Here is a 19,885-nt window from a genome sequence, read left to right as displayed (position 1 = left end):
GGATGCCACGCCGCCTTAGCTCAGTCGGCAGAGCGTCTCACTCGTAATGAGAAGGTCGTGGGTTCGATTCCCACAGGCGGCTCCACGTCTGCTGGTTGCCAGCACACACGAACGGCCCGGGTTCTCCGGGCCGTTCGTGTTTCGCGCTGGAGAAACGTCGCGCGACATCGTCACGCTAGCCCGACGGCGAGGCTGCCGCAGTTCCCAGAACAGGGGACGGTGTGACCGCGAGCGACCGAGGCATCGTGATCGAGCAATAGGCTGTCGCACATGACCGAACGACTGCGATGGGGCATCCTTGCGACCGGCGGAATCGCCCACGCCTTCACCAATGACCTGCAGCTCAACGGGTTCACCGTGCAAGCGGTCGGCTCGCGTTCGCAGGAGGCCGCCGACGCGTTCGCCGCGGAGTTCGGGATCCCGAACGCCCACGGCAGCTACGAGGCGCTCGTGGCCGACCCCGAGGTCGACGTCATCTACGTCTCGACGCCGCACCCCATGCACGCCGCGGGCGCGACCCTCGCCCTCGAGGCCGGCAAGCACGTGCTCGTCGAGAAGGCCTTCACGGTCAACGTCGCCGAAGCACGGGCGCTCGCCGAGCTCGCCGCGGCGAAGGGCCTGCTCGTGCTCGAGGCGATGTGGTCGAGGTACCTGCCGCACATGGCCCGCATCCGCGAGATCATCGCCGCGGGCACGCTCGGCGAGCTGCGCTCGCTCGTCGCCGACCACACGCAACTGCTCTCCGACGACCCCGCGCATCGCATCAACGCGCTCGAGCTCGGCGGCGGCGCGCTGCTCGACCTCGGCATCTACCCGATCTCGTTCGCGTGGGATCTCTTCGGGGCGCCCCGCACCATCCAGGCGACGGCGACGTTCAAGCCGACGGGCGCCGACGCAGGGGTCGCCGCGGTCTTCGGCTACGACGGCGGGCGCATGGCCGTCACGTTCTCGGCGAGCGACACGCAGGGCCCGAACAGCGCCGTCGTGCTCGGCACCGAGGCGCGCATCGAGATCGATCACATCTGGTACACGCCGACGACGTTCCGCGTGATCGCCGCCGACGGAACGCAGCTCGAGGAGTACCGCTCCGAGGTGAAGGGGCGCGGCATGCACTTCCAGGCCGAGGCGGTCGAACGGCTCGTCGCCGCCGGAACGCTCACCGGAGACCTCCTGCCGATCGACGAGACGGTCGCGATCATGGGGTCCCTCGATGAGATCCGCCGGCAGATCGGCCTGGTCTACCCGGGCGAGTAGGCACGTCAGCGCGGCTTCTGCCGCATGATCAGGTTCTCTTGAGGAACGCTCGCGTAGGATTCCGGGGTGAGTGACGAGAGGGATGCCGCGGGGGAGGCCCCCGACGTCGTCGACCCGTCGAACGATCCGGCAGCGCCGACGAGCGAACCCGCGTCGAACGTCGCCGAACCGCAGCGGAACGGCGTGCTGAACGCCATCGCGGCGTTCTCGCGCGCGCACCGCGTGCCGCTGATGATCGCGGGGAGTGTGCTCGCATTCGGGCTCCTCGGCACGGGCGCGGTGGTCGCCGGGGCGGCGAGCGGCAGCGGCGGAGCGGCATCCGCTACACTGACGGCGACGCCCGCTCCGACCCCCACCGTCGACCCGGCGAGACCGGTGCCCGCAGCCGTCGCCGGGGCGAGCCGCCTTCGCACCTGTTCGGTCGCCGACCGCGCCGCAGACGGCAGGCTCGCGAACTTCCAGGCGCAGGTGATGAACGCCGCGACCGGCGAAGTGCTCTACGACCGCGGCGGCACGACCGCCTCCCGCACCGCGAGCGTCATGAAGGTGCTGACCTCGGCAGCGGCGCTGTCGGTGCTCGGCCCCGACCACCGAGCAGCCACGACCGTGGTGAAGGGCGCCGAACCCGGCTCTGCCGTGCTCGTCGGCGGCGGGGATGTCACGCTCTCGCGCACGTCGAGCGGCACCGAGACCGTGTACCCCGGAGCGGCGCACCTCGACGACCTCGCCGCGCAGGTCGAGGCGTCGTGGGCGGCCGACCCTGCCAACCCGCCGCTCACGAAGCTCATCCTCGACTCGAGCTACTTCAGCGGCGACGAGTGGGAACCGAGCTGGAACCTCAAGGAGCGCGAAGACGGCTATATGTCGAACATCGCGGCGCTCATGGTCGACGGCGACCGCGACAATCCCGGCGCGAACACCTCGTGGCGCAGCGCCGACCCCGTCGGCCGGGCAGGCGACGCGTTCGCGAGCGAGCTCGGCGGCATCAGCGTCGTCGAGCGCGGCACGGCTCCGGCGGGCGCGCAGCAGCTCGGGAAGGTGCAGTCGCCGACGGTTGCGCAGCTCGTCGACAAGGCGCTCGTCGTCTCCGACAACACCGCGGCCGAGATGCTCGCCCGGCTCGTCGCGATCGAGACCGGGGCCGGCAACACCTTCGGCGCCATCAACGCCGGGGTGCTCCAGGGCCTCGCGGGCTACGGGATCGACACGACGGGCATCACCGTCGTCGACGGCTCGGGCCTCTCCGACGACAACGCCGTGCCGCCGTCGTACCTGACCAGGCTGTTCGTGAAGATCAACGCGCGCGAGGGCAACCTCGGCGTGCTCATGGACGGACTGCCGGTCTCCGGCGAACGCGGTTCGCTCGGCTACGACGACCGCTTCTCGGGCGACAACTCGGTCGCCGACGGCGCGGTCTCGGCCAAGACCGGATGGATCGACACCGGCTACACGCTCTCGGGGGTCGTGCGCGCGCAGGACGGCTCGACCCTGACGTTCGCGATCTACGCGCTCGGCGACGTCTCGGATGACGCGAAGCAGGCGATCGACACGCTCACGACCGGCTTCTTCCTCTGCGGCGACAACCTCTCGAACCAGTGACCGGGCGGTTCGCCGACGGTGACCGGCGGTTCGCCGAACGCTGAACCCTGCACGACGGCGCCGAAGGCTGGGAGAATGGCGGCAGCGGCCGAACCGAGCCGTGATCGACGTGCGAAGGAGCAAGCCGTGACCCGGGCACTGTTCATCATCGACGTGCAGAACGACTTCACCGAAGGCGGCGCCCTCGGCGTCGACGGCGGGGCAGCGGTCGCCGCCGGCATCACCCGCCTGCTGACGCAGCACCGCGGCGACTACGAGCTCGTCGTGGCATCCCGCGACTGGCACTCGGCAGACGACGACAACGGCGGCCATTTCGCCGTCGACACGGAACCGGACTTCGTCGACACCTGGCCGCCGCACTGCGTGGCCGGCACCGCGGGTGCCGAGTACCACGCCGACCTCGACACCTCGGGCATCGACGTGCACATCCGCAAGGGGCAGGGCGTGCCGGCCTACTCGATCTTCGAGGGCACGGATGACGCGGGCGACAGCGTGACCGAGGCGCTCGTCGCCCGTGGCATCACCGAGATCGACGTCGTCGGCCTCGCCACCGACTACTGCGTTCGCGCGAGCGTGCTCGACGCGGTGGAGCACGGCCAGCACGTGCGGATCTTCACGGACCTCGTGGCGGGCGTCGCCGCCGAGTCCTCGGCGGCGGCACTCGCCGAGCTCGGCCACTCGGGCGCCGTCATCGCCGAGTCGTCCGTGCTCGACGAGGCCGCGCAGTGAGTCGGGCCGGCGCCCCGCACGCGCCGACCCTCTACGCCGAGTCGCCCGACGGGGTGCTCATCGCGTACCGCGTGCATGACGTCGACCAGGATGGCGGCGACCACGATGGCGGCCACGATGGCGCCGCCGATGGCGCCGGCGCCGGCCTGCCGCCCGTGCTCCTCGTGCACGGCTTCGCCTCCGACGCCTCGGTCACCTGGGAGGGCACGGGCTGGATCGCGGCACTCGGCGACGCGCGCCGTGCCTCGATCACCCTCGATCTGCGAGGCCACGGGGCGAGCGACAAGCCGGTCGACGCCGAGGCGTACGCGCCCGAGCGGCTGGGGGCCGACCTGGTCGCCGTGCTCGACTCGGCCGCGGTCGAGGTGGTCGACGTCGTCGCCTACTCGATGGGCAACCGCGTGGTCTCGGCCTTCGCGGCGAGCGCTCCCGAGCGGGTGCGCCGGGTCGTCGTCGCCGGCGCGGGTCCGAACGAGCTCTTCGCCTCGTGGAACCTCGACGAAGCGCGCGCCGTGCTGCTGCGTGACGAGGGGTCGAACGATCCGCTCATCGAGCAGGTGCTGCGCCCGGCGATCGCCGTCGGTGCCGACCGTGAAGCCCTGCTCGCGGTCATCGAGGGGGTGGCGGGCGCACCGCTGTCGATTCCCGGCGACATCCCGGTGCTCTTCGTCGCCGGCGAGAACGACCCGGTACCGGCGGGCGTGCAGGAACTCGCTCGCGACCGGGGCGCCGATTTCGTGTCGATCCCCGGCCGCGACCACGTCTCCACGCTAACGGCGCGAACGTTCAAGAACGCCGCGATCGAGTTCCTCGCCGAACGCTGACGCGGGGCGGCGGCGAACCCCCGCCCCGCGTCATGACCCGGTCGATGCTCAGATCGCCGCCTGCTTCGGCGCGAGGGGCGTCGGTTCCATCGGCTGGTCGTTCGCCGTCAGGTCGATGCCGAACTCGCGCGCGTACACGACTCGGGTCGCGATGGCGACGTCATCGCCGGTCTGGGTGAGCTCGAAGACGCGCCCGCCGCGCATGCGGTTCCGCTCCGGCCCGGGCAGTCCGTATGCGCCGAAGCCGGTGCCGGGCGCGTAGCCGAGCAGCACGCCATAGTAGTCGCCGACGTAGTCGTTGACGTGGTCGTGGCCGACGAAGACGCCCTTCACGTCGCCGCGCTCGAGGATCGCGTTGTACATGCCCGAGTTGAAGGGCCCGGGGCACTCGTCCTCGTTGCGCTCGCCGACGATGCTGTGACGGGCGAGCCCCCGCGCGGCATCCGCTTCGGTGCGGGTGTCGACGCCGCCCCACCACATGAAGCGGTGCTCCCAGAGGGGGATGTGGATGAACATCAGGCCGGGCACCTTGCGCTTGAACTTCTTCTCGAGTCGCTGCGACTCCGTGCGGTACCACGACACCTGGTCCATGCGCAGCCAGTCCCATGCCGGGTAGCCGTCGAAGTTCTGACCGTCGATGGCGTCGGGCGCGTACCGGCCCGAGTCGAGCAGCCAGAGGCTGAACGCGGTGGCCTGCCCGCGCCCGGCCGAGCGGATCGGCACGATCGTGTTGCCGGTTCCCGTGACGCCCGCGATGTTCTCGGCGTTCATGTTGAAGTCGTAGCTGCGGTAGAAGTCGAGCATCATCGCCTCGTCCACGCCCGATTGCGGCAACGAGTCCTCGTCGTGGTTGCCATAGGTGACCGCCCACGGGATGCCGCGGCTCTCGATCGGCCAGACGACGTTGTTGATCGCCTGCTTCACGGCGAGCCTGGTCTCGCAGCCGCCGGTGATGACGTCGCCGTTGATGAGCACGAAGTCGGGGGACTCCGCATCGAGCGTCTTCTCGATGAGCTCGACGGTGCGCCGGTCGGTCAGCTCATCGTCTTGCGTGTCGTTGAACTGCACGACCTTGAAGGTGCCGTCGTCATGGAAGCGCAGCTTCGGCGCCTTCGCGCGTGGGCTGCCCGAGGGGGACTGCAGCTCGTCGCCGGTGGTCTCGGCGTGCGCGACGGTCGGCAGGGCGGCCCCGAGCACACCGAGGCCTCCGGCGGTGAGGATGGTTCGGCGGCTGACGGGCATCTTCTCTGGCATCAGTGATCTCCTTAGCGTCGGTGGCGGTCGTGACGGTGCACGCCGCCACCGACGCTAAGGAGCCCGAGTGACCCGCCGGAGACGAGCGGATGAACTCGACCGGGCCCTACAGCGTGTTGCCGAGCTTGAAGCCGTGCGCCTCGTCGTCCTTGCGGGTGTACGAGAAGCCGTCGGCGCCGATCGTGACCTCCATCTCGGAGTCGTCGGTGCGGGCGACCACCGGCTTGAGGTTGCCGTCGAGGTCGAGCACCGGCGAGGCATCCGTGTACCAGCTCGGCACGACGGGGTTGCCCCACCAGTCGCGGCGCTGGTTGTCGTGCACATCCCACGTGACGACGGGGTTGTCGGGGTCGCCGGTGTAGTAGTCCTGCGTGTAGATCTCGACGCGGTGGCCGTCGGGGTCGCGCAGGTACAGGTAGAACGCGTTCGAGACGCCGTGGCGGCCGGGGCCGCGCTCGATCGCATCCGAGCGGCGGAGCGCCCCGAGCTTGTCGCAGATCGCGATGATGTTGTGCTTCTCGTGCGTCGCGAACGCGACGTGGTGCATGCGCGGGCCGTCGCCGCCCGTCATGGCGGTGTCGTGCACGGTGGGCTTGCGCCGCATCCAGGCCGCGTAGGTGGTGCCCGCTGCATCCTGGATGTCCTCGGTGACCCGGAAGCCGAGGTCCTCCATGTAGGCGACCGCTCGGGGCACGTCGGGGGTGACCTGGTTGAAGTGGTCGAGCCGCACGAGCGCGCCGGGCGTGTACAGGTCGTAGCGCCAGGCGAGACGCTCGACGTGCTCGACGTCGTAGAAGAACTCGTACGGGAACCCGAGCGGGTCCTCGACGCGCACCGAGTCGCCGATGCCCTTCGTGAAGCCGTCGGCGCGTCGCTCGACGCGGCAGCCGAGCTCCTCGTAGAACGCGACAGCGCGGTCGAGGTCTTCGGGGGTGCGCACCCGGTAGCTGAACGCGGCGACCGCGGCGACCGGGCCCTTGCGCAGCACGAGGTTGTGGTGGATGAACTCCTCGAAGGAGCGGAGGTAGACGGTGCTCTCGTCTTCCTCGGTGACGACGAGGTCGAGCACGTCGACGTAGAACCGGCGGCTCGCCTCGAGGTCGGTGACGACGAGTTCCATGTACGCGCAGCGCACGATGTCGGGCGCCGGTGCCGTCGGCGTCGGAATGCGGTCGACCGGCGCCGGGATCGGGTCGGCGGCGGTCACGACGGGTTCGGGCGAGTCCTGCGTGATGATCGGGTCGGTCATTGTGGTGCCTTCTCTTCTCTGAGCGGGTGTCTCGGGGATCGGATCGCCGGTGGCCGCGATGCGCTTCGCTACGCGCCGGGCGAGGTGCCGAAGCGCGGCGAGTGCGCTTCGTTGAGCGTGATGTGCACCGCCTGCTGGTCGGTGTAGAAGTCGATCGATCGGTAGCCGCCCTCGTGCCCGAGGCCCGAGGCCTTCACGCCGCCGAACGGCGTGCGGAGGTCGCGAACGTTGTTGGAGTTCAGCCACACCATGCCCGCCTCGACCGACTGGGCGAAGTTGTGGGCGCGCTTCAGGTCGTTGGTCCAGATGTAGGCGGCGAGTCCGTAGCGGGTGTCGTTCGCGAGGGCGAGGGCCTCTTCATCGGTGTCGAACGGGGTGATCGCGACGACCGGGCCGAAGATCTCCTCCTGGAAGATGCGGGCGTCGGGTGACACGTCGGCGAAGACGGTGGGGGCGACGTAGTTGCCCTGATCGAGGCCTTCCGGGCGGCCCCCGCCGGCGACGAGGCGGCCCTCGCCCTTGCCGATCTCGACGTAGCTCATGACCTTCTCATAGTGCTCGGGGTGCACGAGTGCGCCGACCTCGGTCTTCGGGTCGTGCGGGTCGCCGACCACGATGTTCTTCGCGCGCTCGGCGTAGCGGGCGACGAAGTCGTCGTAGATGGAGCGTTCGACGAGCACGCGGGAGCCGGCGGTGCAGCGTTCGCCGTTCAGCGAGAAGACGCCGAAGACGGTCGCGTCGAGCGCGGAGTCGAGGTCGGCGTCGGCGAAGACGACGGCGGGCGACTTGCCGCCGAGCTCCATCGACAGGCCCTTCAGGAACGGTGCGGCGTTGCCGAAGATGATCTGGCCCGTGCGGCTCTCGCCGGTGAAGGAGATGAGGGGCACGTCGGGATGCTTCACGAGCGCGTCGCCCGCTTCCTCGCCGAGCCCGTTCACGAGGTTGAAGACGCCGTCGGGCACGCCGGCCTCTCGGAAGATCTCGGCCCAGAGCGATGCCGACAGGGGCGTGAACTCGGCTGGCTTCAGCACCACGGTGTTGCCGGTGGCGAGCGCCGGCGCGAGCTTCCACGACTCGAGCATGAACGGCGTGTTCCACGGCGTGATGAGCCCCGCGACGCCGATGGGCTTGCGGTTCACGTAGTTCACCTGGCGCCCCGGCACCTTGTAGGTGTCGTCGCGCTGGGCGACGATCAGGTCGGCGAAGAACCGGAAGTTCTCGGCGGCGCGCTGCGCCTGGCCGAGCGCCTGGGTGATCGGCAGGCCAGTGTCGAAGGTCTCGAGCTCGGCGAGCCGGGCGTCGCTCGCCTCGACGAGGTCGGCGACCCGGTGCAGCACGCGCGAGCGCTGGCGGGGGAGCAGCCGTGGCCACGGGCCCTCGTCGAACGCGCGCTTCGCCGCGGCGACGGCGAGGTCGATGTCGGCCTGCTGACCGGCGGCCGCCTGCACGTAGGTCTCGTTCGAGACGGGGTCGAGCACGTCGAACGTCTCACCGCCGATCGAGTCGACGAACGCGCCGTCGATGAAGTGGCGGATGCGCTCGGGCAGGCCTTCGGGGATGTGGTGCGTCATGGTGTTCCTAGTCGATCGACGTGGCGGATGCGGTCAGGGTCGGGGAGCCGACGGGCCGCCCGGAGAACGTTGCTCCGACTGGTACGCGAGCATCGCGTCGAGCGTCGCCGTGCGGTGTCGTCGCGCTGCGAGTTCGATCTCGAGCGGGTCGGCGCGGGACTCGATCAGCTCGACGAGGTGCTCGTGCTCATCGACCGATTCGTGCGCACGGCGCGGCACGAAGCTGAACGACGAGTCGCGCAGCGTGTTCATGCGGTTCCAGCCCTTGTGCACGAGGTCGAGCAGGTGCGGGTTCGGGCACTCCTCGAACAGCACGGAGTGGAACTCGCGGTTCAGCACGGTGATGCGGTGGGGGTCGAACTCCTCGACGGTGCGCCGCATCTGCGCGTTGATCTCGCGCGCGCGTCGCAGGTGCTCGTCGGTGAGGTTCGGTGCCGAGAGCGAGGTCGCTGCGCCCTCGACGATCGCGAGGGTCTGCATCGTGTGCAGGTACTCCGCCTGGTTGATGAGCGCGACCTGCGCGCCGACGTTGCGCTCGAAGGTGACGAGCCCCTCGGCCTCGAGTCGCCTGATCGCCTCGCGCACGGGCACGACGCTCACGTCGAGCTCGCCGGCGATCTGGCCGAGCACGAGGCGGTACCCGGGCACGTAGCGGCGATCGTCGATGCGCTCGCGGAGGAACCGGTAGGCCTGCTGCGACTTGCTCTCGACGTTCATCGCTCGCCCCCCTCCGCGATGCTCGCCCGGTACCGGGCGAGCCACTCGGCGTTCATGGGGAACAGCCCGTCGACGGATGCCCCGTCGGCGACCTGCTCGGCGACCCACGCCTCCTGCCGCTCCTGCTCGACGGCCTCGGCGACGACCTCCTCGACGAGCTGCGGCGGGATCACGATGACGCCGTCGCCGTCGCCGACGATGACATCGCCCGGCTGCACGGCCGCGCCGCCGCAGGCGATCGTGACGTCGACCTCCCACGGCACGTGCTTGCGACCGAGCACGCTCGGGTGCGGGCCCTGCGAGAACACGGGGATCTCGAAGCCGGCGACGACGTCGAAGTCGCGCACCCCGCCATCGGTCACGATGCCGGCCGCTCCGCGCACCTGGGCGCGGAGTGCGAGCACGTCGCCGACGGTGCCGGTGCCGCGCTCGCCGCGGGCCTCGACGACGAGCACCTCGCCGGGGGCGACGGTGTCGAAGGCGAGCTTCTGCGCGTTGAACCCGCCGCCGTGGCTCGCGAAGAGGTCGGGCCGGAACGGGATGAAGCGAAGGGTCTTCGCGCGGCCGACGATGCGATCGCCGGCGTGATTCGCGTGCACCCCCTCGATGAAGACATCGTGGTAGCCGCGCTTGCGCAGGGCGACCGACAGCGTCGCGACGGCCACGCCGCCGATCGCGGACTTCAGCTCGTCGGTCAGTTCGAAGGCGGATGCCGCGGCGGGATCGGCCGTGGCGGAGGCATCCGCTCGCCCGGCGGCGATGGCGGCGGCGAGCTCGCGGTCGGAGCCCCAGGCCTCGACGCGCTGCACCTCGTCGACGGCGGGCTTCGCGCCGAAGTCGCCGAAGGTCGCGGTGCCCTCGGTGACGGTCGTCACGAGCCGCCCGGTGCTGGGCGCGCCCGGTGCATCCGGCGCATCGACCTCGACCTCGACGACGTCGCCCGGCACGACGACCGAGGAACCCGCGGGAGTGCCGGTGAGGATCACATCACCGGTCTCGAGGGTCATGTGCTGCGAGAGGTCGGCGATGAGACGGCCGAAGGGGAAGAGCAGGGTGTCGCTCGTGTCGTCTTGCACGAGGGCGCCGTTGACCCAGGTGCGCACGCGCAGGCCGTCGGGCGAGACGGCCGACGCGGGGATGAGCTGCGGACCGAGCGGCGTGAAGCCGTCGCCGCCCTTGGACCGCAGGTTCGATCCCTTGTCGGCGGCGCGCAGGTCGTAGAGGCCGAAGTCGTTGGCGGCGGTGACGGATGCCACGTGGCGCCAGCCGTCGGCGGGGGAGACCTGCCGCGCCGGCTCGCCGATCACGAGCGCGATCTCGCCCTCGAAGGCGAGCAGTTCGGTGCCTGCGGGGCGTTCGATCGTGCCGCCCGACGGCGCGAGCGAGGAGGTCGGTTTCAGGAAGTAGCTCGGCTGCGCCGGGGTACGACCTCGCTGTGCGGCCCTCGACGGGTAGTTGAGGTGCACGGCGATGATCTTGCCGGGGGTGGTGCCGGGGGTGGTCATGGACATCCTCGTCTGTTGATATACGAAATCGTATATGATTCTCGAACGGAAGGAAAGCTTCAGTAGCCGGCTCGGCCCGAAGGCGTCGGTCCGGCGATGTAGCGGTCGGCGAGCGCTTCGGTCGCACGCGCGAGGAGCGCGACGTCGGCACCGACGAGCACGAGTGCGGCGCCCGCCTCGGCGTAACGCTCGGCCGCTGCCGGCACGAATGCATTGACCGCGGCCGGCTTGCCCGCCGCGCGGGCCGCCTCGATCGAGCGCAGGACGCCGGCGACGACCTCGGGATGCTCCTGCTCTCCGATGACGCCCATCGAAGCGGCGAGGTCGGCCGGGCCGATCAAGATCCCGTCGACGCCATCGACGGCGACGATGCGTTCGACCTGCTCCACCGCGACCGCCGACTCGATCTGCACGAAGAGCGAGATCGTCGACGAGGCATCCGCCAGGTAGCCCTCGATCCGGTTCCACCGCGACGCGCGGGCGAGCGCGCTGCCGACCCCGCGGATGCCGTGCGGCGGGTACCGCACGGCGCGCACCACGGCCTCGGCCTGCTCCGCCGAGTCGACCATCGGGATGAGCAGGTTCTGCACGCCGAGGTCGAGGTACTGCTTGATGACGACGGGGTCGCCGAAGGGCGGGCGCACGAGCGGCGTCACCGGATAGGCGGCGACGGCCTGCAACTGGCCGAGGATCGACTCGAGGCCGTTCGGCGAGTGCTCGGCGTCGATGAGCACGACGTCGAGGCCGCTGCCCGCCACGATCTCGGCGTTGACCGCGCTCGCCGAGCACACCCACGCGCCGAACTGCGGCCGGTCGGATGCCGCGAGGCGCGCCCCGAGGGTCTGCGGGAGGGTCATTCGAAGCGGCATGTCACGGCTCCCAGCTGTCCGTAGTCGGCGTGCACCGTGTCGCCGCGCTCCACCCACATCGGCCGGGTGAACGAGCCGGCGAGGATGATCTCGCCGGCGCCGAGCGACTGGCCGTGCTGGGCGAGCTTGTTCGCGAGCCAGGCGACGCCCATCGCGGGGTGGCCGAGCACCGCGGCTGCGACGCCCGACTCCTCGATCGCCTGGTTGCGGAAGAGCAGTGCCGAGACCCAGCGGAGGTCGACTTCGTCGACCTTCACGGGGCGACCACCGAGGACCATTGCGCCCATCGCGGCGTTGTCGGAGATCGTGTCGACGATCGTGCGGCCGGCCATCTCGATGTGCGAGTTCAGGATCTCGAGCGCCGGCACGACGTAGGCGGTGGCGTCGAGCACGTCGAAGATCGTCGTGTTCGGCCCTTCGAGCGGCTTCGCGAGCACGAAGGCGAGCTCCACCTCGACGCGCACGTTCGAGAATCGGTCGAACTCGACGGATGCCCCGGACTCGATGACCATGTCGTCGAAGATGACGCCGTAGTCGGGCTCCGTGATGCCGGTGGCGACCTGCATGACCTTCGAGGTCAGGCCGATCTTGCGCCCGACGATGCGGGCGCCCTCATCGGCGCGACGCGTCGCCCAGAGGCGCTGCACGGCGTAGGCGTCGTCGACGGTCATCTCGGGGTGCCGGGCGGTGAGCAACGGCACGATCGAACGTTCGCGGTCGGCGGCGACGAGTTCGTCGGCGACCTCGGCGATGCGAGAGGGGTCTAGCAACGGCGGCTCCACTTCGTTGTCGGGACGCGTTCATCGTCGGGGCTTCCGTCGATCGTATGCGAATTCGTCGTCGCATTTGGTATCTCAGATCGTATATGATGCGACGCAAGCTCGTCACGAGCTCGACGACGAGCGACCCTGACCGCGGACCACGACAGAGGAGTCGAACCGCTATGACTGTGACATCCACCCCCACCACGACCATCACCGATGCGAGGCGCCGGGAACTGAAGCGCGTCGCCTTCGCGACCGTCATCGGAACGACGATCGAGTGGTATGACTTCTTCCTGTACGCCAGTGCCGCCGGCCTCGTGTTCGGCGCGCTCTTCTTCGCCCCGGCCGGGGCCGAGATCGCCACGCTTCTCGCATTCGGAACCGTGGGCGTGAGCTTCCTCTTCCGGCCGCTCGGCGCGTTCCTCGCCGGCCACTTCGGCGACCGGATCGGCCGCAAGGCGATGCTCGTCGTCACGCTCATCCTCATGGGATCCGCCACGACGCTCATCGGCGTGCTCCCGACCTACGAGCAGATCGGCGTCGCGGCTCCGGTGCTGCTCCTCCTGCTCCGCATCCTGCAGGGTCTCTCGACCGGCGGCGAGTGGGGTGGCGCCGTGCTCATGGCCGTCGAGCACGCCCCCGACGGCAAGCGCGGGCGATACGGCGCATTCCCGCAGATCGGCGTGCCCATCGGCCTGCTGCTCGCATCGGGCATGCTCGCACTCATGACGGGCGTCGTCTCGCCCGGCGACGCGTTCCTCGAGTGGGGCTGGCGCGTGCCGTTCCTGCTCAGCTTCGTGCTGATCATCGTGGGCGTCATCGTGCGGCGCGCCGTCGACGAGAGCCCCGTGTTCACGGAGATCGCTGAGAAGAAGGAGTCGGCGAAGACCCCGATCCTCACGCTCTTCCGCAAGCACTGGCTGCTCGTGCTGCTCGCCGCGCTCACCTTCGCAGGCAACAACGCCGCCGGGTACATGACGACGGGCGGCTACCTGCAGAACTACGCCACGACGCCGCTCGCCGACGGCGGACTCGTCGGCATGGAGCGCACGCCCGTGCTGCTCGCCGTCGCCGGGGCATCCGTCGTCTGGCTCATCTGCACCTTCGCGGCCGGCAACGTCTCCGACCGCATCGGCCGCCGCAACACCTACATCATCGGCTGGATCGCCTTCCTCGCCACCGTCTTCCTGCTGTTCCCCCTCGTGAACACCGGCAACCCGTGGCTGCTCTTCCTGGGGGTCTCGCTCTTCGCGATCGGCAACGGCTTCACCTACGGCCAGCAAGCGGCGTACTTCACCGAGCTGTTCCCGGCGTCGATCAGGTACTCGGGCGTCGCGATCACCTACGCGATCGGCGCGATCCTCGGCGGCGCGTTCGCACCGATGATCGCGACATGGCTCGTGCAGTCGACGGGCACTGCGACCTCCGTCGCCTTCTACATCGGCGGTGTCATGGTCGTCGCCTTCGCTGCGACCCTGCTCCTGCGCGATCGCACCGGCATCCCGCTCGGGCCCGACTTCGAGGCGGAGCAGTCGAAGAGTGCGATCTACGGCGTGAAGTAGCACCTCGCACGAGGATGCCCCGGCGGGAACCATCCGCCGGGGCATCCGTCGTTCACCGTGCGGCGCGTCAGCTGTTCACGCGGATGATCTCCCGCTGGTACGGCGCGATGACCAGGCCCGAGATCCGGCAGTCGAGGAGGAGGAACGGACGCTCGCGCGCCGGACGGGCCGCCCATTCGGCGAGCGCCTCGAGGTCGGCGAGCTCGCGAACCACGACCCCCTCGGCACCGAAGGCGCGCGCCGCCTGCGCGAAGTCAGCCTCGGGGATCAGCATGGGCCCCTCGGCGAGCCCCTTCAGCCCGTAGAGGTTCACCTCGGCGCCGTACGCCGCGTCGTTCCAGACGACGGCGAGTCCGCGGCCGCCGGCGGTGCGCACGGCGCTCTCGAGATCGGCCATCGCCATGAGGCCGCCGCCGTCGCCGGTCGTCAGCACGATGGTCGACTCGTGGCGCGCGACGGCGGCACCGGGCACGCTCGGAAACCCCAAGCCGATGGATTGGAATGCGGTGCCCACCATGATCATGCGGTCGGGTGACGCGACCGGCCAGTACATGTTGGCCCAGCCGATGAAATGACCGCCGTCGGAGACGACCACACGGTCTTCGGGCAGCAGTTCGGCGATGCGAGCGGCTACGGTGCGCGGGTCGAGCCGCCCGTCGTCGGCGAGACCGCCCGCCGCAGCGTCGGCGCCAGGCTCCTGGGTGCGGAGCGACTCGACGGCGATCGACTCCCGCCAACCGGAGCCGGCGGCGCCCGTCGCCGCGAGCTCGGCGACGAGCGCCCGAGCGACGATCGCGGCATCGCCCCTGAGGTAGTCGCCGACATGCGGATGCGTCGCGGTCGCCGCGACATCGACCTGCACGATTCGCGTGCCGGGCGCGAAGAGCTCGCCGAAGCGCATCGTGAACTGGTTGAGCGATGCGCCGAACACGACGGCGACGTCGGCCTCGCGCACGAGTTCCATCGCGCGAGGTGCGCCGAAGCCGCCGGCGACGCCGAGGTCGAAGCGCGCGTCGGGGAAGAGGCCGCGGCCGAGCGCCGTCGACGCGGTGATCGCACCCGTGGCCGCGGCGAGTTCGCCGAGGGCCTCGCTCGCGCCCGACAGCCACGCACCGCGCCCGGCGAGCAGGAAGGGCCGGCGAGCACCGGCGAGGGCCCGGGCGAGCTCGGCGACGGCGTGCGCCGCGAACTCGCCCGCCGGGGCGAGCGGAGCCGGCAGGCGCAGCGGGGGAGCGTCTTCGGGCTCGCCCGCCTCGAGCGCGGCGACGTCGTACGGGATCGCGAGCACCGCGGCGGTGCGGCGGGCGAGCGCGTGCTCGACGGCGAGCACGGTCGTGGCCGCGACATCCGTTCGGCCGACCGTGAAGGTGCGGGCGCCCACTGCGGACGCGAGTGCGATCTGGTCGACGTCCCACGGGCGGCGCCCGATGGTCGGCTCGTCGCCGGCGACGAGCACGAGCGGCACGCGGGCCTGCACGGCTTCGGCGAGCGCCGTGAGCGTGTTCGTGAAGCCCGCGCCGTAGGTCGCGGTCGCCGCGGCGAGACGACCCGAGGCGCGGTGGTGGGCGTCGGCCGCGACCACGCCGCCCGCCTCGTGCCGCACGGCGGTGAAGGACATCGACGGGTGGCGCTCGACGGCGTCGAGGAAGTGGGCGTTGCCGTTGCCCATCACCCCGAAGACGTGGTCGAGGTGGGCGGAGAGGGCGTGCGCGACGTGCGCGGAGACCGAAGACATGCGGTGTCCATTCGAGACGAAGACGGATGCGGATTCCGTATGTGTCTCGCGCGAGGGGCGGGGTCGCCCGCCGATCGGCTTCGTGCCCATTTTTCGAGCACCGGCGCGTGATCGCGCCTGGACGCATCGAGTATAAGCGCAACACGCGGGGCGCCCGCAGTGCGCACCGGGCAGAATGGTGGAATGCCCAAGACCATCCAGCTGCGCCGGTACACGCTCGTCGACGGGGAGTACGACGCCTTCCTCGAGTGGTGGCGGTCGACGATGCCGTTCGTGCGGCCGACTGCCGGCTTCGCGGTCGAGTTCGCCTACGGCCTGCGTGGGTCGAACGAGTTCGTCTGGGCGGTGAGCGCCCCCGGCGATCGCGAGGAGTTCGCTCGGCTCGAGGAGGCCTACATGGCCTCGCCCGAGCGGGCCGCCGCCTTCGAGGGCGTACCGCAGCGGGTCGCGGTGTACGACGTCGGGTTCGTCGACGATGCACCGACCGCCGGCTGAGACGGGCGCACGGAGAGTCACACGGGGACGAGTCCTACGTAGAATCGAGTCATCCCCGGAAAAGAATGCGGCCGGTGCTGCCTCGGCAGGCTCGCCCGCGAGGACACGGTCGACGACGCCCCCGCAACGGTCGACCGAGAAGGAAGATCGTGAGCTACGAATTCGACGCCCGCCGCACGGAATGGATCGCCAAAGAGGAACTCGCCGAGCGGATGATCCCGCTCATCGGCGGCCTCTACCGAGACCACGGGGTGGTGACCTCCATCCACGGGCGGCGGCTCATCAACCGCTCGCCGATCGCCCTCTTGAAGGCGCATCGCTTCGCCCGGCAGGCCGGTGAGGTCGAACTCGACCTCGCCGACACGATGCGCGTGCTCGAGGTGCTGCGCGAGATCGCCCCGGGCCCGGCCTCCATCGACGTGGCCCGCCTCGTCGCCCGCTACGCCGACGCCGTCGGCGAAGGCGACGCCCGCGAGCTCGCCGACTTCGTGCGCGACGAGCTGACGTCGGTGATCGCGGTCGAGGGCGAGCCCGAGGCATCCGGCACCGATGTCGTGCTCTACGGCTTCGGCCGCATCGGGCGCCTGCTCGCACGGATCCTCATCGCCCACGCCGGCAACGGCAAGGGGCTGCGCCTGCGCGCGATCGTCGTGCGCAAGGGTTCCGACAACGATCTGGTCAAGCGCGCGAGCCTCCTGCGCCGCGACTCGGTGCACGGCCCCTTCGCCGGCACGATCGAGGTCGACGAAGAGGCGAACACGATCCTCGCGAACGGCACCCTCATCCAGGTGATCTACTCGAGCGACCCGGCGTCGATCGACTACACCGCCTACGGCATCCACGATGCGATCGTGGTCGACAACACCGGCCGTTGGCGCGACGAGGCGGGGCTCTCGCAGCACCTGCAGGCGACCGGCGTGGCCCGGGTGCTGCTCACTGCTCCCGGCAAGGGTGCGATCAAGAACATCGTGCACGGCATCAACCACGACGACATCACGCCCGACGATCGCATTCTCTCCGCAGCCTCGTGCACGACGAACGCGATCACGCCCGTGCTGAAGGCGATCGAAGACGCCTACGGCGTCGTGCGCGGCCACGTCGAGACCGTGCACTCCTTCACGAACGACCAGAACCTCATCGACAACTTCCACTCGGGCGACCGCCGTGGCCGCTCGGCGGCGCTCAACATGGTGATCACCGAGACCGGCGCGGCCAAGGCCGTCGCGAAGGCGCTGCCGTCGTTCGCCGGCAAGCTCACCGGCAGCGCGATCCGCGTTCCGACGCCCGACGTGTCGCTCGCGATCCTGAACCTGCAGCTCGAGCAGCCCGCCTCGAAGGGCTCGTTGAACAAGTACCTGCGACAGGTGTCGCTCACCTCGCCGCTGCGTCAGCAGATCGACTACGTCGAGTCGCCCGAGGTGGTCTCCACCGACTTCGTCGGCTCCAACCGGGCCGGCATCGTCGACGGGCTCGCGACGATCGCCGACGGCACCGACGCGATCCTCTACGTCTGGTACGACAACGAGTACGGCTACTCGTGCCAGGTCGTGCGGGTCATCGAGGCGATCGCCGGCACGCATCCCGTCGTGCTGCCCGAGCGGCAGCCGGTCGCGCTCGAGCGCGAGGTCGCCGCCGCGGTCTGAGCATCGGTCGACGGATGCCCCGGGGTGCGCGTGCGCGCCCGGGGCATCCGTGTTCCGGCCGTCGTAGGCTGGGACAATGAGCACCGAAGCCGTCATCGTCGACGTCGTCCGCACACCCGTCGGGCGCGGCAAGCCGGGAGGCCTCCTCTCGGACATCCACCCCGTCGACCTCCTCGCGGGGGTGCTCGACACGCTCGTGAACCGCAACGATCTCGACCCGGGCCTGATCGACGACGTGATCGGCGGCTGCGTCAGCCAGATCGGCGAGCAGAGCTACAACATCACGCGCAACGCCGTGCTCGCGGCCGGGTTCCCCGAGCACGTGCCGGGCACGACGATCGACCGCCAGTGCGGTTCGAGCCAGCAGGCGGCCACGTTCGCCGCGCAGGCCGTGCAGGCCGGGCACGTCGACATCGTCATCGCCTGCGGCGTCGAGTCGATGAGCCGGGTGCGGCTCGGCTCGAGTGCGGCGGGCGCCGACCCGTACGGCGCGCGCATCCGCACCCGCTACCCCGACGGGCTCGTGAACCAGGGCGTCTCGGCCGAGCTCATCGCCGCGAAGTGGGGCTTCTCCCGGGCCGAGCTCGACGAGTTCGCTGCGCGATCGCACGCGCTCGCCGCGGCGGCGCAGGAGTCGGGCGCCTTCGCGAGCGAGGTCGTGCCCGTGCCCGGCGTCGACACGCTCACCGACGAGACCGTGCGGCCCGGTACCTCGGGCGAGTCGCTCGCGGGGCTGAACGCCGCGTTCCGCACCGACGAACTCGCCGAGCGGTTCCCCGAGCTCGACTGGCGGATCACCCCCGGCAACTCCTCGCCGCTCACCGACGGCGCCTCCGCCGCCCTCATCATGAGCGCCGAGCGCGCCGAGCAGCTCGGCCTCACCCCGCGGGCGCGGTTCCGCGCGTTCTCGGTCGTCGGCAGCGACCCGCTGTTCATGCTGACGGGCGTCATTCCGGCGACCGCGAAGGTGCTCGAACGCGCCGGCCTCGGTCACGACGACATCGACGCATACGAGGTCAACGAGGCGTTCGCGTCGGTGCCGCTCGCGTGGCTGCGAGACACCGGTGCGGATGCCGCGAAGCTGAACCCCCGAGGCGGCGCGATCGCCCTCGGGCACGCACTCGGGTCGAGCGGCACCCGACTGCTCACGACCCTCGTGAACCAGCTCGAGGCGACGGGCGGCCGGTACGGCCTGCAGACGATGTGCGAGGGCGGCGGCATGGCCAACGCCACGATCATCGAACGCATCTGACCCGCTGCTCGGAGCACCCGACGAAAGGACCCTCCACATGGAACTCGACGGCGCATCGGCGATCGTCACCGGCGGGGCCTCCGGCCTCGGTCGCGCGACGGCGAAGGCACTCATCGACGGCGGGGCATCCGTCGTGCTCGTGGACCTGCCCGGCCCGCGCGGCGAGGAGGCCGCGGCCGCGCTCGGCGATCGGGCGCGGTTCGTCGCGGCGGATGTCGCGAACGAGGCGGAGGTGCAGGCCGCCGTCGACGCGGCATCCGCTCTCGCGCCCCTGCGGGTCGCCGTGAACTGCGCCGGCATCGTGACCGCGAACCGCACCGTCGGTCGTGACGGCCCGGCGCCGCTCGAGGCGTTCGAGCGCACGATCCGGGTGAACCTGATCGGCACGTTCAACGTGACCCGACTCGCGGCCGCAGCGATGGCGGCCACCGAACCGGTGAGCGGTGGAGTGCCCGGCGGCCCCGCGACGGCCGAGCGCGGCGTCATCGTGAGCACCGCCTCGGTCGCCGCCTTCGACGGCCAGATCGGCCAGGCCGCCTATTCGGCGTCGAAAGCGGCCGTCGCCGGCATGACCCTGCCGATCGCCCGCGACCTGTCGAAGCTGCTCATCCGCGTCGTCACGATCGCCCCCGGCATCTTCGAGACGCCCATGATGGCCGGCATGGCCGACGACGTGCGGGCATCGCTCGAAGCGCAGGTGCCGCATCCGTCACGGCTCGGTCATCCGGCCGAGTACGCGGCGCTCGTGCGCTCGATCATCGCGAACCCCATGCTGAACGGCGAGACGATCCGCCTCGACGGCGCCATTCGCATGCAGCCGAGGTAGGCCGCCGAGCAGCGACGAACGAGCGGATGCCTCGGAG

17 protein-coding genes and 1 tRNA gene are annotated in these 19,885 nt (G+C 70.5%); 10 read left to right on the top strand and 8 right to left on the bottom strand.

The window, feature by feature from the left end; genetic code table 11:
- Positions 1-9: 9 nt before the first annotated feature.
- The 5 genes from DCE93_RS10260 to DCE93_RS10240 all read left to right on the top strand — a co-directional run bounded on the left by DCE93_RS10260 (position 10) and on the right by DCE93_RS10240 (position 4,406).
- A tRNA-Thr gene (locus DCE93_RS10260) sits at positions 10-85 on the top strand.
- 185 nt (positions 86-270) lie between these two features.
- The gene (locus DCE93_RS10255) at positions 271-1,254 is read left to right on the top strand and encodes a Gfo/Idh/MocA family protein (RefSeq protein ID WP_108595803.1); all 984 of its coding nucleotides are present in this window, start codon (positions 271-273) and stop codon (positions 1,252-1,254) included.
- 66 nt (positions 1,255-1,320) lie between these two features.
- Positions 1,321-2,853, top strand: a complete 1,533-nt coding sequence (locus DCE93_RS10250; protein ID WP_244284144.1) for a D-alanyl-D-alanine carboxypeptidase/D-alanyl-D-alanine-endopeptidase — start codon at positions 1,321-1,323, stop codon at positions 2,851-2,853.
- A gap of 126 nt (positions 2,854-2,979) precedes the next feature.
- A complete protein-coding gene (locus DCE93_RS10245; protein WP_108596707.1) occupies positions 2,980-3,582 on the top strand; it encodes an isochorismatase family protein in 603 nt (200 codons plus the stop codon).
- The gene (locus DCE93_RS10240) at positions 3,579-4,406 is read left to right on the top strand and encodes an alpha/beta fold hydrolase (protein WP_244284143.1); all 828 of its coding nucleotides are present in this window, start codon (positions 3,579-3,581) and stop codon (positions 4,404-4,406) included. Before DCE93_RS10245 ends, DCE93_RS10240 begins: the two co-directional genes overlap by 4 nt.
- A 48-nt stretch (positions 4,407-4,454) precedes the next feature.
- Here DCE93_RS10240 and DCE93_RS10235 read toward each other — a convergent pair whose 3' ends face one another.
- The 7 genes from DCE93_RS10235 to hpaH form a co-directional block, all read right to left on the bottom strand.
- Positions 4,455-5,660 carry a metallophosphoesterase family protein gene (locus DCE93_RS10235; protein ID WP_244284142.1) on the bottom strand — a complete coding sequence of 402 codons (1,206 nt, stop codon included), beginning with the start codon at positions 5,658-5,660 and terminating at the stop codon, positions 4,455-4,457.
- A 106-nt stretch (positions 5,661-5,766) separates the two neighbouring features.
- On the bottom strand, positions 5,767-6,909 hold the full coding sequence (hpaD, locus tag DCE93_RS10230; protein ID WP_108595802.1) for a 3,4-dihydroxyphenylacetate 2,3-dioxygenase: 1,143 nt from the start codon (positions 6,907-6,909) through the stop codon (positions 5,767-5,769).
- Positions 6,910-6,977: 68 nt separating this feature from the next.
- The gene (hpaE, locus tag DCE93_RS10225; RefSeq protein WP_108595801.1) at positions 6,978-8,480 is read right to left on the bottom strand and encodes a 5-carboxymethyl-2-hydroxymuconate semialdehyde dehydrogenase; all 1,503 of its coding nucleotides are present in this window, start codon (positions 8,478-8,480) and stop codon (positions 6,978-6,980) included.
- 33 nt (positions 8,481-8,513) lie between these two features.
- The gene (locus tag DCE93_RS10220; protein WP_108595800.1) at positions 8,514-9,197 is read right to left on the bottom strand and encodes a GntR family transcriptional regulator; all 684 of its coding nucleotides are present in this window, start codon (positions 9,195-9,197) and stop codon (positions 8,514-8,516) included.
- Entirely contained in the window at positions 9,194-10,702 is a 1,509-nt protein-coding gene (locus DCE93_RS10215; RefSeq protein WP_108595799.1) for a fumarylacetoacetate hydrolase family protein, read from the bottom strand. Before DCE93_RS10215 ends, DCE93_RS10220 begins: the two co-directional genes overlap by 4 nt.
- A gap of 59 nt (positions 10,703-10,761) precedes the next feature.
- Complete coding sequence (locus DCE93_RS10210; RefSeq protein WP_108595798.1) at positions 10,762-11,571, bottom strand: aldolase/citrate lyase family protein; 810 nt, start codon at positions 11,569-11,571, stop codon at positions 10,762-10,764.
- Positions 11,556-12,341 carry a 2-oxo-hept-4-ene-1,7-dioate hydratase gene (gene hpaH, locus DCE93_RS10205; RefSeq protein ID WP_108596704.1) on the bottom strand — a complete coding sequence of 262 codons (786 nt, stop codon included), beginning with the start codon at positions 12,339-12,341 and terminating at the stop codon, positions 11,556-11,558. The genes DCE93_RS10210 and hpaH overlap by 16 nt, the downstream gene beginning before the upstream one ends.
- A gap of 173 nt (positions 12,342-12,514) precedes the next feature.
- Here hpaH and DCE93_RS10200 point away from each other — a divergent pair, with 173 nt between their 5' ends.
- Positions 12,515-13,897: an MFS transporter gene (locus DCE93_RS10200; protein WP_108595797.1), complete on the top strand. Its 1,383-nt coding sequence runs from the start codon at positions 12,515-12,517 to the stop codon at positions 13,895-13,897.
- A gap of 67 nt (positions 13,898-13,964) precedes the next feature.
- Here DCE93_RS10200 and DCE93_RS10195 read toward each other — a convergent pair whose 3' ends face one another.
- Positions 13,965-15,632 (bottom strand): thiamine pyrophosphate-binding protein, encoded by a 1,668-nt coding sequence (locus DCE93_RS10195; protein WP_108595796.1) that lies wholly within the window; start codon positions 15,630-15,632, stop codon positions 13,965-13,967.
- Between the two features lie 183 nt (positions 15,633-15,815).
- Between DCE93_RS10195 and DCE93_RS10190 the strand changes: the two genes are divergently transcribed.
- The 4 genes from DCE93_RS10190 to DCE93_RS10175 all read left to right on the top strand — a co-directional run bounded on the left by DCE93_RS10190 (position 15,816) and on the right by DCE93_RS10175 (position 19,848).
- A complete protein-coding gene (locus DCE93_RS10190; protein WP_108596703.1) occupies positions 15,816-16,127 on the top strand; it encodes a hypothetical protein in 312 nt (103 codons plus the stop codon).
- Between the two features lie 149 nt (positions 16,128-16,276).
- Positions 16,277-17,770: a glyceraldehyde-3-phosphate dehydrogenase gene (locus DCE93_RS10185; protein WP_276329500.1), complete on the top strand. Its 1,494-nt coding sequence runs from the start codon at positions 16,277-16,279 to the stop codon at positions 17,768-17,770.
- 76 nt (positions 17,771-17,846) lie between these two features.
- A complete protein-coding gene (locus DCE93_RS10180) occupies positions 17,847-19,022 on the top strand; it encodes a thiolase family protein (protein WP_108595794.1) in 1,176 nt (391 codons plus the stop codon).
- Between the two features lie 37 nt (positions 19,023-19,059).
- Positions 19,060-19,848 (top strand): SDR family NAD(P)-dependent oxidoreductase, encoded by a 789-nt coding sequence (locus DCE93_RS10175; protein ID WP_108595793.1) that lies wholly within the window; start codon positions 19,060-19,062, stop codon positions 19,846-19,848.
- The last annotated feature ends 37 nt before the right edge of the window (positions 19,849-19,885 follow it).

The organism is Agromyces badenianii (genome assembly GCF_003070885.1).
Taxonomy (GTDB): Bacteria; Actinomycetota; Actinomycetes; order Actinomycetales; family Microbacteriaceae; genus Agromyces; species Agromyces badenianii.
This window is presented reverse-complemented; position numbering and strand designations above follow the sequence as displayed.